Genomic DNA, 13,917 nt, shown 5'->3' with positions numbered 1-13,917 from the left:
CTTTGAACGAGACGGAAGCCCTGGACCGGGAAGAGCATTCGGAAGCAACAGATATGGCTCAGAGTGAGACCAGCGCACAAGAGAAGAATACAGAAGCCCGTACTCACGGTATCAGCATGAATGAGCTGGGTCGTGGTCGAACAAAGATGCGTCTGGAACAGGAAGAAACCTGTCTGGATATTCGTGGGCTGGACCTCTACTACGGTGAAAAGCAGGCGCTGTTCGGCATCAATATGCCAATCCCGAAAAAGCGCGTGACGGCTTTTATCGGACCATCCGGTTGCGGTAAGTCTACCCTGCTGCGCAGTCTGAACCGTATGAATGATCTGGTGGATGGCTGCCGTATCGAAGGCGGAATCTTTCACGATGGTGAAGACATCTATCACAAGAGTGTTGATGTCGCTGACCTGCGTCGTCGGGTTGGCATGGTATTCCAGAAGCCAAACCCGTTCCCGAAAAGCATTTATGAAAATGTGGCTTACGGTCTGCGTATTCAGGGCATCAACAAGAAGCGGGTTCTGGACGAAACTGTAGAGTGGGCCCTGAAGGGTGCGGCTCTGTGGGACGAAGTAAAAGATCGTCTGCATGACAGCGCACTGGGGTTATCCGGTGGTCAGCAGCAGCGTCTGGTTATTGCCCGTACCATCGCGGTTAAGCCTGAGGTTCTGCTTCTTGATGAACCGGCTTCTGCACTGGATCCCATCTCCACGCTGAAGATTGAAGAGTTGATCAATGAACTGAAGGAACAGTTCACTATCGTGATCGTGACCCACAATATGCAACAGGCGGCGCGTGTTTCTGACTACACCGCGTTCATGTATATGGGCCAGCTGATCGAGTTTGCCGATACGGACACCATATTCACCAATCCTCGCGAGAAGAAGACTGAGGATTACATCACCGGACGGTACGGTTAAGGGAGATAACCATCATGGATATGAATACCGATTTGAACCAACACATCTCCCAGCAGTTCAATAACGAGCTGGAAGAACTGCGTAACCATCTTCTAGCGATGGGTGGCGCTGTTGAGAAGCAGGTTTCTGATGCGATCGAGTCTCTGATTCAGGCAGACAGTGATCTGGCTCTGAGCGTGCGAGCCAAAGATGATGATGTGAACTTTATGGAAGTCTCTATCGACGAAGAGGCTGCCCGTATTCTGGCCCGTCGTCAGCCGGCGGCTTCTGATCTGCGTCTGGTTATCGCCTGCACCAAAGCTTCCACTGACCTGGAGCGTATTGGTGATGAAGCTGCCAAGATCGCCCGCTTCTCCATGGAGCTGGCCGAGCATGGCGAAGCTCCACGGGGCTATATAGAAGCGCGTCATATTGGCAACCATGTGCGCCGTATGGTTCAGGATGCTCTCAATGCCTTCGCCCGTTTCGATGCGGATATGGCTCTGGCCGTGGCGCAGGAAGATAAAGCGGTGGATCGTGAATACCGTTCAGCCATGCGTGAGCTGGTGACGTATATGATGGAAGATCCGCGGGCTATCAGCCGGGTGCTGAATATCATGTGGGTGCTGCGTTCCATGGAACGGATTGGTGACCATGCCCGCAATATCGCCGAATATGTAATCTATCTGGTGAAAGGTACGGATGTTCGCCATATCGGCCTGAAGCGCATGAAGAAAGAGGTGTTTGATACCGGCTTTCCTGAAAGCTGATATCACCCTGTCTTGATAATAAGCGGCTGAGTTGGACTTTTAGTGTCTGGCTTGGCCGTTATTCGTTTTGGTCGCAGAAACTTTAATTTCCCTTCCTGCTGCGTCAATTGAGATTCGGGCTTTCTGTGGCTCATAAACTCTAATTCGGCCTCTCGACCGGTTTATGTCGCAGATGCCATCCCGCAAAAACACTCCCCACCTTTGCTCCTACGCTTGTTTGATAAAGCAGTTATCAGAGGTTTTACAGGTTTTATGCCTGATCCAGCCCCATCTATGCCGCCTGGCGCAGGCAATCAACAATCGAACCCTGAGTGGGGCTTGCCACGGGATGGCAGCACGCATCTGGACCCTTTACTGGATTGTCTCGTCACCGTTACCCAGATTCATGGCAGCCCCAGCAGCGCCGATGCCTTGAAGCATGGTTTGCCGCTTCAGGATGGTCGTCTGACGGCTGAGTTGTTTATCCGGGCCGCTGCACGGGGTGGCTTCTCTGCTCGGCTGGTGAAAACACGCCTCGGTAAAATCTCCCCGCTGGTGACTCCTGCTGTGCTGCTTCTGAAAGGCCGTCGCGCCTGCGTTCTTACTGCTATCGATCGTAAGAAGAAGGTTGCGAGAGTGATTCTGCCTGAGTCAGGCAATGGCACCCGTGAAGTCACGCTGCATATGCTCGCCAAAGAGTACACCGGTCATGCGTTCTTTATTCGGGAGAAGTACCAGTACGATGACCGGGCACCGGAAACCCTGAGTATCCGTTCCCGACACTGGTTCTGGGGAACCATGACAAAATCCTGGCGGATTTATCGTGATGTTTTGTTGGCCTCTCTGCTGATCAATATTTTTGCTGTCGCCAGCCCGCTGTTTGTGATGAATGTGTACGACCGGGTTGTGCCCAACAATGCGATTGAAACCCTGTGGGTGCTCGCGGCAGGCGCGCTGACGCTGTTCACCTTCGACACTGTGCTCAAGATGATGCGCAGTTACTTTATTGATATTGCTGGAAAGAAATCCGATGTGCTGCTGTCGGCCCGTATCTTTGAACGGGTCATGGGACTTTCGATGGCTTCACGGCCTCAGTCGGTAGGTTCCTTCTCCCGGAATATTCAGGAATTCGAGAGTATTCGGGACTTTATTACCTCCTCCACGATTACCGCTCTGGTTGATCTGCCTTTCACCATCATCATCCTGCTTGCTATCGGCTTTATTGGTGGCCCGCTGGTGGTGATACCCGTTATTGGCGCACTGATTATTGCGCTGTATGGCTTTGCCCTGCTGGGGCCGCTCAGACGCTCCGTGGATAAGACGGTTCGTTCGTCTGCACAAAAGAACGCCACCCTGATCGAAGTGCTGACGAATATTGAAACCCTCAAAGTGGCGCGGGCTGAGAGTGATCTCCAGGCGCGCTGGGAGAAGAATGTCGGGCACATCGCCAAGTGGGGTATCAAAAGTAAATTGCTTTCCAGCTCTGCCGGCACGATTGCAGGCTATATTCAGCAGGTCGTGACCGTGGCCATGGTAGTTGCAGGGGTCTATTTGATAGCAGAAGGCGAGCTGAGTATGGGGGGGCTGATTGCCGGTGTAATGCTCTCCGGAAGAGCGCTGGCGCCTATGGCGCAGGTTGCCGGACTGTCTACACGTTATAACCAGAGCAAGGTCGCTCTTAATGCTCTGAACGACATTATGAAGCTGCCAATGGATCGGCCTGAGGGGAAGTCCTACGCACACCGCCCGGTGCTGAAAGGCAATATCGAATTCGAGCAAGTGAACTTCTCGTATCCCGGGCAAGAGTTTAAGGCGCTGAATAATGTCAGCCTGCGTATTCGTGCGGGAGAGAAGGTCGGAATCATTGGTCGTATAGGTTCTGGCAAGACCACGGTTGAGAAGATGTTGCTTGGGCTTTATCAGCCTGAAAGCGGAGCTGTGCGCATTGATGGTGTGGATATTCGCCAGATAAACCCTTCAGACCTGCGGCACAACATTGGCTGCTCGTTGCAGGATTCCATGCTGATGTACGGAACCCTGAAAGAAAATATCGCTCTGGGGGTCAGCTACATGGATGACGGAGCTATTTTGCAGGCGGCGGAATTTTCCGGCGTGAAAGAATTTGCTGACCGCCATCCGGAAGGCCTGAACATGCAGGTGGGCGAGCGCGGTTCCAACCTTTCTGGTGGGCAAAGGCAGAGTGTAGCGATTGCCCGAGCCATGCTGGTTGATGCTCCCATTATGCTGCTGGATGAACCCTGCAGCTCTATGGATAACACCACGGAAACGCGTTTGCGGGAGAGTCTGCGTCATTACTGCCAGAACAGAACATTGGTGCTGGTCACCCATAAAGCTTCCATGCTCGATCTGGTTGATCGCCTGATAGTTATGGATCAGGGACGTGTTGTTGCTGATGGCCCTAAAGAGCAGGTGTTTGCTGCGTTGCGGGAAGGTAAGTTGAGGATTTCCTGATGGCAGATAAAAACGACAACAAGACAGTACCTCTCGACCCTCGACGTGGGCGTAAAAAGACTCGTCCGCCGGTTCCCAAGGGGCAGAAAGCGCCTGTTGCCCAATTTCCCAAACAGGGGCGTGAGCCTCGCAAAGCTTCAGCCGTCGAGCTGGAGTACATGTCTGATACCTCTGCAGCAATGTTGCTGAAGTCTCCCCAGGGTGGACGCATGCTGATTGTTATCAGCTTTCTGGCCATCATCATGGCGATCGCTTGGGCAAGCTGGGCGGAAGTGGATGAGATTACCCGTGGCGATGGCAAAGTTGTGCCCTCTTCCCGTTTGCAGGTGGTTCAGAATCTGGAAGGCGGGATACTGGAAAAACTTTTGGTACAGGAAGGCGATCGTGTCGCTAAAGGCCAGATTCTGATGGTGCTGGATGACACGAGTTTCAACTCGACCTTCAAAGAATCGGAAGTTGAGTATTACAGCCTTCTTGCTGCCATTGCCCGACTTAAAGCTCAGTCTGAGGGTAGTGAACTGATATTCCCTGAAGCCGTTTCTGAGTTTGCAGACGTTCAGCGTCGTGAGATGCGTTTATACAACAGTCAGCAGGAAGCGCTGGAAACAGAACTTGAGATCGTAGCGGAAAAAGTGCGACAGAGTGAGCAGGAAGTGAAAGCTCTGGAAACGCGAAGAGATCACTTGCAGCGTAGTTACGATCTTGGAATGAAAGAGTTGTCCATGACCCGCCCATTAGCGCAGAAGGGTGTTGTCTCTGAAGTGGAGATGATTCAGTTGGAGCAGAGGGTTAATGATCTTCTCTCTGAACTGAATGAAGCGCAGCTGAACCTTCCTCGTTTGCAGTCCACTATGCAGGAGCAAAAGACTAAAGAGCGTGAGGTGGTACTGAAATTCCGTGAGAAATCTCAGGAAGAGCTAAGGGATCAGGAAGTAAAAATTGCACAATTAACGGAATCTCGTAAATCGCTTCAAGATCAGGTGGCGCGTAGAGAGGTGCGTGCACCGTTGGCTGGAATTGTGAAGAAAATCAATGTCACAACCGTTGGTGGTGTTGTGCAGCCAGGTATGGATCTTATTGAGATTGTTCCTGTGGAAGAAGCCTTGCTGGTGGAGACCAAGATCAATCCTAAGGATGTGGCTTTCCTGCAGTCCGGTGACAAAGCCATCGTGAAGCTGACAGCTTATGACTTTGCTATTTATGGTGGTCTCGAAGGTGTTGTCGATCATATCAGTGCGGACACCATAACCGATGAAGAAGGCGAGAGTTTCTATCAGGTACGGATCAAAACCCAGAAAAACCATCTCGGTAGCAATGAGAAACCACTGGAGATCATCCCGGGCATGCATGCCCAAGTGGATATAGTGACGGGCAAGAAAACCATACTGTCGTATCTGCTCAAGCCTATCCTGAAAGCCCGTGACAATGCCCTGACAGAACGCTGAGCGTTTGAGGGCATAACCTGATTTTGATGGTTAAAGAGAATAAAAATAATTCTTTTATAGCTTTTTTCTCTCCATCGGCTGATTTGCAGCTCCTAATCTTGAAATAAGCCCTGTCTCAACGAAATGGCAGATGAAGAAGTACTTCTCGATGTTAAGAGGTGGGAAGAAGGATGTTCCAGGCCAGCCAGCAGGATGCCCCCATTACCGTTTTTGATGTCTCTGGAGAGGTTTTTGCGGAGGCTCCAGACGGTTCACTAAGAGCGTTGAAATCAGGCGACCAGTTACTGCCTGAAGAATCCCTGAAAACCATGAACGGAAGCTGCCAGATTCAGGTCGGTAATGCACAGCCTGTTGTGGTGAACAGCTTTTCTTCTTTTTCTCCATCGCTCGAAACTGCTACAGAAGCAGAGCCCAAAACTGATGACGCTGAAGATGGCGTAGCCAGCAAGGATACGAGTGACGATACCACTCAGGACAATACCCAATCTGGAGGTGGTTCGTTAGAACTGGGAGGGCTTGGTTCAACACCTATTCTCTCGCCAGCAGTGAATTTTCTGGCGTCTTCTGGAATGCAGAGCCCATCATCTTCTTATAACTCTCAGCCTTCATTTTCCAGCTACAGTGCCCCCTCTTACTCTGGCGGGGCTGTTAAAAGCGCAAGTGGTGGCCAGAGCTCCGAAGTTGTTGGCACGGATGCTTTGACGTCTACCAATAGCGACGAGCAGACTGCTGCGCAGAGCACGGTGGCTGATACTTCTTCAGGCAGTCATTCTGATGGCGCATCCATCTATGGAAGTGCTTCAGATATTCAGACAGCCGTACCGAATACTGCCGAGCCTACCAATACTCAAACTGTTTCGCCACAAAATACCAATACAGCTCAAACTCCTAATACTGCTCCCCAGACCGAACAACCAGTGAATTCACAACCTACGGTTGATGAGCCTGTCGTATCAGACAATATGTCTCTAACTGCGGACACCGAGATTGCCCGCCTCAACGGTCAGCTGGTCAGCCGTACCAGTATTTTGGGTAATGACTCAGTACCTGAGGGAAGTCGGGTTTCTCATGTGAATGATGTCCATGTTCCGGCTGGTAGCAGTGTCACGGTTAACACTACTTTGGGTCGTCTGGAGATTCACTCTGACGGTACCTACACATACACGGCCAATGATATTGATACTGCCGCGATAACCGATCTCGATGATGAATTTACCTACAGGGTGACCGATGAGAACGGCAATACGGCCACTTCAACGCTGACAATCGCCGTGCAGGAAAACTACAACCATGCTCCGGAAGTCTCGGATCAAAACCTGACTGTGGCCCATGCCCAAAGCTCAGCTGGAGTGACGGCTGCCGGACTTGGCCTGATCGGACAGTCACATGACCGTGATGGTGACACTCTCACGTTATCAACGGTGAATGGCACAACAATCAACGGTTCGGGTACAACTACGATTTCAGGCCAATACGGTACTTTGATTGTCGCCTCCGATGGTACCTACAGTTATACGCCGCTGAACTCAGCCACTGATGGTGGTACAGAAACATTTACCTATGTTGTCAGTGATGGCACAACCACATCGACTGCCAATCTGGTTGTAGAAGTAACTGCTGCCAGCTTTGCATCCACTGACAGTGCTACGGTGTATGAGTCTGAAGGATACGACAGTGGAGTACTTCTTTATGATGCTGCAAACAGTCGACTACTGGCTGTTAATACTGAGAACGGTGACAGTCGTGTACTTTTCTCGGGTTCCCCGACATTTATGGATGTCACGGTTTCAAGCAATAACACGGTATACGGCATAACAAGTTCGGGTGTGTATTCCATCAATGTGACTAACGGAACATCGACTCAAGTCGTATCGCATAATCTGGGTGGCGAGGTTGAAGGTATCACCATGTCCCCCTCTGGAACGCTGTACGCGGTTAATGATGGAAACGTACTTCACAGTATCAGCCTGACGGATGGTACGACGACTGCCATAGGCAATTTGGGTGGTGAACCTGTCGGTGGTATTACCTGGCATGACAACTCAATCTATACCGTTCTCTATCACTCCACGAGTGGTGAAAACTGGCTGACCAGACTGGATATGGGAACCAATATGGTTATCCCGATTGCCGAGGTTGATACGCCCTACAGCTCGTTAATATCCCGCAATGGGGATCTACTTGGCGTTAACCGCGATGGGGTGATTTATGAGCTGAACCCCTCCAATGGTGAGGCAACGCTTCTTACCAATACCATCGGCGAAGATGTTTCTGGTGGTAGCCAGTTTGCCTTTGGTCAGACGACTGGGAATGTTCTTACGAATGACACCAGTGCAACTGCGGTTACACAGATTTCGGGAGCTGATGGGCAGGATGTTTCTGTCAGCAGCAGCGGAGTCACCATAGTTCAGGGGCAGTACGGTGAGCTCCGAATCAATGCTGATGGCTCGTATACCTATCACCTTGATAACTCAGTGGATGCATTGGACTCACTGGGAATTAATGAAACCGCTAATGATCGTTTTTCCTACACGGCCACAAATGGTTCAACCACTGCTCAAAGCGTTTTGACGGTTTTTGTAAATGGTGCGAGTGATGTGTCCACTACTCCTCCGGCTCAGCTAGTGGGTGAACGTTATGCCCATGTTTTCAGCAGCACACAGGAAAGCCAGCCAATAGCCTTCAGCGCGATGGTGGATACCGCAACACAACGTATTACTGGCTTGAGAATTACCGGCCATGAGAATGCTACCATTTCTGCGTCTGGACAGGATTTAAACAACGGTGGTTCGATTGAAGCCAATGACAACAGTTGGGAGTGGACTGCTACGTCAGGAAACTTCGGCGGCTTGAGCATACTGAATACGAATTCTGCGGGTTTGACATTGAGTGGCGTAACGGACGCTGTGAATAAGAACAGCAATCTGCATGTTGAGATTACAGTGACGGAATACAACAGTGATGGAACGGCTTCAAACAGTTGGACTTCTACCGTTCCCTTCGATTCCAAACTGGTGTTTGCGGACAATATGGTTTCCGGTGATGACGGAAACAACACACTGGTGGGAACAGCCTCTGAGGATGCCATTCTGGGTGGCAGGGGCAATGATACTCTAACCGGTGGTGATGGTATTGATGTCTTCGGTTGGCAGAGCACTCATGTTGGTAAATCGGACTCACCGGCAATAGATACTATCACTGACTTTTCATTAGGTATGAGTGGCGATGTGCTCAGCCTTGCAGACCTTATACCTAACTCTGCATCGGCCAATGATCTGGACCAGTTTATAGGGTTTAACTTTGATAACGGTAATACCACGATCAATGTCAGCACAACTGCAGGCGGTGATGCAGTACAGAAAATTGTTCTTCAGGATGTTGATCTGTCCGTAATGTATGGAACAACAGATGCCAGCGCCCTGATCAATAACCTTACGGACAATGGCAACCTGATGACATAGGTTGGTGTTGAACTGATGCTTGCAAGGATGGAAGCAGACTATGTTCACAGTGGGTGAAGTAACCGGGGAAGTCAGAGCTGTTGCCCCTGATGGCAGTTCAAGGATTGTGCGTGAGGGTGATAGCTTGCTGCCAGGTGAAACACTGGAAGCAGAAGAAGGCGCACAGGCTATATTGCTTTTCCCCGATGGTCGCCAACTTGCTTTGCCGGCCGGTGGAACACTGACACTACCAGCGACGACGCTATCGACTCAAATCACCGATCTCACAGAGAGTGATCAGTCTGATGAATTGAAAGCATCAGATGACTCAGAAACTATTGCCAATTCACAAGCAGATGGAATGTTATTCCCGGATATTTCCAGCTCCGGTTTTTTCGAGTCTGGTCCGGTTAGCTACTCAGCGGATTCACCAAATCATCAAGAGAATACTCCAGCAGCTTCTGGGCAGATTGGTGGTGGATCATCCGGTCCGATAGCTGGCCTTGGCAGTACACCCACTTTGGCTCGTGATGGTTCGTTAGGAAATTCACTGGATAGTGGTGTTCGTGATATAGGGTATACCTCAAGCAGAGGTCCGGTATTTTCTCAGAGTTCTGATCCTGGTATTTCCTCAGGGTTATCTACAGTTTCATCCGCCGGGGCGATTGCATCATCACCCAGTACAGCAGCAAACAGCCCGATAGCTTTATCTGAAGCGTTAGCCTCTGGTAGCGGAGCCTCATCAAATACGACACCGATCATCAGTCATCCAACGATTGTATCAAGCAGCGCTACAGGTGGAGCTGTTATCAGCAGTGCGCAGGTGCAGACGGCTGTAAGCTCTGCGCCAGCTACAACCTCAACACCATCCACAGCGCCTCAACAGACCTCTACGCAAACTATCACACCAGCATCACCTTCGACTCCCGAACCCGCAGCGCAACAAGCAACTCCCACCCCAACTCCAGAACCGGTAGTGGCGGCATCCACCACAGCGGATACGGGAAGCGTTGTTTTTGGTCAAAGTCTTGTTCAGCAAAGTGGTCTTTTATCCAATGATCAGGGAACAGGTATAACCCTGAGTCGAGTCGGTGATACCGATATACTGGAAACAGGCTCCACTACCATTCAAGGGCAGTACGGTTCCTTAAGCATCCAGGCTGACGGAATGTATAACTACACAGCAGCCAGTGTTGATCTGCATAGTGATATGGTTGCCCATTGGGCGTTCAATGAAAGTGTGGGCTCTGCCAGTGTTCAGGATTCGTCCATCATGGACAGTGTTACCGATACCGGAACGCTGAATAACAATGCCAGTATTGTAAGCGGTGGTCGGACGGGGAATGCTCTCCAGCTGGATGGCACCGGAGATTATGTTTCTTTTGCAGACTCTGTAGAGATTAATACCCCCACTTCCGATATCTCAGCCAGAACTATCAGCCTGTTCTTCCAGCCGGATTCAGCAACAAGTCTGTCTGACCGTCAGGTCATCTATGAAGAAGGTGGTACGACCAACGGCTTTATAATTTATATCCAGAGCAATACTTTATATGCCGGAGCTTATAGCAGTAGTACGGGCTGGACCGGACATTACTTCAGCACTGATATTTCCAATCTTGATACCAGTCAGTGGCATAGTATTGTCTTGTCTTTAGATGCTTCGACCAACACGATGGAAGCATGGTTGGATGGTGCAAGCATTGGAGAGATCAGCAATGCGCAAGCTGTTGCCAGCCATGCCAGTGATATCCGTCTTGGAGGCAGTGGTGATGGCAACCTTTTTCACGATGGTGAGCAAACCGGAGCATTTAATTTTAACGGCAAGATTGATGAGGTGCGGGTCTATAACCGGGCACTGAATGAGCAGGAAGTCAGTCTGCTTCACAGTGGCAATACCTCAGCTACGGAAATCTTTAACTATACGGCCACAGATTCAGCCGGCGGCACATCCTCTTCAACTCTTACCCTAACAGTTTCCACGCCATCCAATATTTCACCTGTCGCGGTTGATGATGTGTTGTCGGTTATGTCCGATCAATCGGCTGCAATAAACAGCGTTGCCGGGCAGGGACTACTTGGCAATGACCGTGATGCGGAAGGCGACTCTCTGACTGTCACCAGGGTAGGGACAACGGATGTCGCTGCATCGGGTACAACCAGCATTACCGGCACTTATGGAACGCTGGTGATCGCAGCAAATGGCACGTATTCTTACACGCCTCTCAACAGTGCCGCTAATGGTGGTACTGACACCTTCACATATACAGTCAGCGACGGTACAACAACCTCCACCGCAAATCTTACCGTGAATGTTATTGCTGATGGCTCCGCAAATGCAGACACCCTGACAGTGACAGAGTCCGGTTTTTCAGCCAGTGCTGTCTATATGCTCGATGAAACAGGTGGGCAGGATTATCTTGCGGTCGTAGATACTGAATCCGGAGTCTCTCATCGCCTCGGGGCCATAACAGGAAGCAGTGCATCAAGGAAAACATTGGCAATGGGACCTGACGGCACGTTGTATGTCACTGACAGCACCAATCTTTACACACTCGACCCTTCCACACAGGCGCTGACGCTCGTTGGTGCGCACGGCGTTACGGATAGCATGTCGTTTATTGGTTTAACAGTGGCGCCTGATGGCACTATCTATGCGGCAAAATATGATGGACATATTTACACACTGAACCCATCAACCGGTGCAGCAACTGATCTTGGTGGTGTGAGTGGCTTTGAAAATAATTGGGGCGACTTGGTCTGGCATGATGGGGCTTTGTATACACAGGCCTATACCTACACCAATGGTCAAAGCATTTACCAGTTTGTCCGCATCGAGCCCTCGAACTCTGGCTTTACCGCAACGCCTCTTCCCAATGCTTCCGATGCTGGTTCCCTCCATGGTATCACCTCGGTCAACGGAGAGCTTCGCGGTGTTGTCTGGTCCTACACGGGTGGGGAAACGGTCACCATCGATACAACTACAGGCCTGGTGTCCAGTCGTGCTCCAGTGACTGGAGCTGCAAAGATTGAAGACTCAGCTTCCTCCGGTACATCTATGGCCGGTAATGTTCTCACCAACGACACCGGTACAACAGGCGTGACCACAGTTGCTTTGCCGGATGGTACATCATCGACTGTGAGTAATGGCGGAGCTACGATCCAGGGAACATATGGCACGCTGATCATGCAAACGGATGGCAGCTACATCTACACATTGGATAACAGCCTGGAAGCCACAAATAATCTGGCCAGTGAGGAAACCGGAACCGATCGTTTTGTCTACACCGCAAGCACAACGGGAGGATCAACCCAAAGCATCCTGACCGTGTTTGTGAATGGCAGTAGTGAAGTTGTGACTACAGATGCTGCAACCTTCTCCAATTACAATGTCATGACGAGTGTTGATGCCTCCAGTTCTACAATCCCCATTGATTTCACCATCACCACTCAGAATGACAGCGACAAGATCACAGAGATCGTAATCTCAGGTGTTAACGGATCAACATTCAATGTGCCGTCTGTGCTTACAGATAACGGCACCATTACCGGCAACACCAGCAATTCGTCTGAGTTTGTCTGGCGAGCCACACCTGGAACCAATGCAGGGCTGGATAGCTTTGATGCGGCCAGTGCTGGCCTGACCCTTGCAACAATTAACGGCTCTCAGGCTTGGGGGCAGCATATGGGTATTTCTGCCACGGTCAGTGAATATGACAGCAATGGCGCTACAACCTCCAGCTGGACATCCACCTCAGCTATCCACACAACCCTGGCAGGCATTGACCATACCCGTACCGGAACTTCAGGGGATGATACGCTCACAGGTTCGTCGGACACCTGGACCAATATCGATGAATTTATTGGTGGAGCCGGTAACGACACCATGACAGGCGGCAGTGGTTCAGACTTCTATGTTTGGCGAGGTGCGGATGTTGGAACATCGTCCTCACCGGCTATTGATACGATTACCGACTTCTCAGCTGGTCGTCTGGGCGATGTACTCGACCTGAGAGAGTTACTGCCCGACACAGCAGAGAGTACTCTAGATGAGTTCCTTTCATTCAGCTTTGCTGATGGCAACACAACGATTGGCGTGAGCACTACTGCTGGTGGGCCTGTTGTCCAAAATATCGTGCTGGATAATGTGGATCTGTCTTCATCCTTCGGCACGACCGATGTTACTCAGCTCACTAATCAGCTTACGGATAATGGCAATCTGCTAACATGAGAGGGCTGAAAGCCTATAATCCTTGCCCAGAATACGAAATTTTAATGGCAGGGAGCTCTTATGGAGCGCTTATCTGAGAACCCGGATATTGTTCTGGTTGGTCATCCACTCCTCTTCCAGATTCAGCCGTCGGTCAGTCCTGATGACCTGACCTCTGAAACCTTTCAGCACAATCTGGAGATTCTGAAAGCTAGCCAGTTGACCATGAATGGCGTTGGCATTGCCGCTCCTCAGCTCGGTTGGGCTGCCCGCGTTATCACCTTTGGGATTCCCGCCAAGAACCCTCGATACCCGGATGCGGATGCTCATCCTGTTGAGTGCTGGATTAACCCTGAAATTGTCTGGGCGAGTGAAGAAAAGGTCTGGACCTGGGAAGGCTGCCTCTCGGTTCCAGGCTTTCGAGGTTGGGTGGAGCGGCCGGAAGCCATTCGCCTGATTGGGCTGGATAGAAACGGTCAACCAAAAGAAAAGGAACTGGATGGTTTTATGGCGCGGGTTGTTCAGCATGAGTTGGATCATCTTGATGGGCGGCTGTACCCATCTCGCGTAAGAAGCCCAGAGTGGATGGTGCCTCTACCCTGCTTTGAGCAGCAGGACAGTTGGGTCGAGAATTGGCCGACAGCCGGGGCTCACAAAACCCGCCCAGGAGGAATTTCCTCTCAGCCTTGATAGCAACCTCTAAACTCA

7 protein-coding genes are annotated in these 13,917 nt (G+C 50.8%); all 7 read left to right on the top strand.

What is annotated here, in order from left to right; translation table 11 throughout:
• Positions 1 to 146 precede the first annotated feature (146 nt).
• The 7 genes from pstB to def all read left to right on the top strand — a co-directional run bounded on the left by pstB (position 147) and on the right by def (position 13,899).
• Positions 147 to 917 carry a phosphate ABC transporter ATP-binding protein PstB gene (pstB, locus tag EHSB41UT_RS10240; protein WP_341350350.1) on the top strand — a complete coding sequence of 257 codons (771 nt, stop codon included), beginning with the start codon at positions 147 to 149 and terminating at the stop codon, positions 915 to 917.
• Positions 918 to 931: 14 nt separating this feature from the next.
• Entirely contained in the window at positions 932 to 1,666 is a 735-nt protein-coding gene (phoU, locus tag EHSB41UT_RS10235) for a phosphate signaling complex protein PhoU (RefSeq protein WP_087109417.1), read from the top strand.
• Between the two features lie 252 nt (positions 1,667 to 1,918).
• Positions 1,919 to 4,117, top strand: a complete 2,199-nt coding sequence (locus EHSB41UT_RS10230) for a type I secretion system permease/ATPase (RefSeq protein WP_242667276.1) — start codon at positions 1,919 to 1,921, stop codon at positions 4,115 to 4,117.
• Complete coding sequence (locus EHSB41UT_RS10225; protein WP_087109415.1) at positions 4,117 to 5,562, top strand: HlyD family type I secretion periplasmic adaptor subunit; 1,446 nt, start codon at positions 4,117 to 4,119, stop codon at positions 5,560 to 5,562. Before EHSB41UT_RS10230 ends, EHSB41UT_RS10225 begins: the two co-directional genes overlap by 1 nt.
• Before the next feature lie 170 nt (positions 5,563 to 5,732).
• Entirely contained in the window at positions 5,733 to 9,023 is a 3,291-nt protein-coding gene (locus tag EHSB41UT_RS10220) for a VCBS domain-containing protein (protein ID WP_087109413.1), read from the top strand.
• A gap of 40 nt (positions 9,024 to 9,063) precedes the next feature.
• The gene (locus tag EHSB41UT_RS10215) at positions 9,064 to 13,230 is read left to right on the top strand and encodes a VCBS domain-containing protein (RefSeq protein WP_087109411.1); all 4,167 of its coding nucleotides are present in this window, start codon (positions 9,064 to 9,066) and stop codon (positions 13,228 to 13,230) included.
• 60 nt (positions 13,231 to 13,290) lie between these two features.
• Positions 13,291 to 13,899 (top strand): peptide deformylase, encoded by a 609-nt coding sequence (gene def, locus EHSB41UT_RS10210; RefSeq protein ID WP_087109409.1) that lies wholly within the window; start codon positions 13,291 to 13,293, stop codon positions 13,897 to 13,899.
• Positions 13,900 to 13,917: the final 18 nt, after the last annotated feature.

This window comes from Parendozoicomonas haliclonae (assembly GCF_900174585.1).
GTDB lineage: Bacteria > Pseudomonadota > Gammaproteobacteria > Pseudomonadales > Endozoicomonadaceae > Sansalvadorimonas > Sansalvadorimonas haliclonae.
The sequence above is the reverse complement of the archived record's forward strand: the minus strand, read 5'-3'. Positions and strand labels throughout refer to the sequence as shown.

Excerpts from the sequence above, each read along its gene's own strand:
- pstB (WP_341350350.1), top strand. The coding sequence starts at position 147 with ATGCGTCTGGAACAGGAAGAAACCTGTCTGGATATTCGTGGGCTGGAC.
- phoU (WP_087109417.1), top strand. The coding sequence starts at position 932 with ATGGATATGAATACCGATTTGAACCAACACATCTCCCAGCAGTTCAAT.
- EHSB41UT_RS10230 (WP_242667276.1), top strand. The coding sequence starts at position 1,919 with ATGCCTGATCCAGCCCCATCTATGCCGCCTGGCGCAGGCAATCAACAA.
- EHSB41UT_RS10225 (WP_087109415.1), top strand. The coding sequence starts at position 4,117 with ATGGCAGATAAAAACGACAACAAGACAGTACCTCTCGACCCTCGACGT.
- EHSB41UT_RS10220 (WP_087109413.1), top strand. The coding sequence starts at position 5,733 with ATGTTCCAGGCCAGCCAGCAGGATGCCCCCATTACCGTTTTTGATGTC.
- EHSB41UT_RS10215 (WP_087109411.1), top strand. The coding sequence starts at position 9,064 with ATGTTCACAGTGGGTGAAGTAACCGGGGAAGTCAGAGCTGTTGCCCCT.
- def (WP_087109409.1), top strand. The coding sequence starts at position 13,291 with ATGGAGCGCTTATCTGAGAACCCGGATATTGTTCTGGTTGGTCATCCA.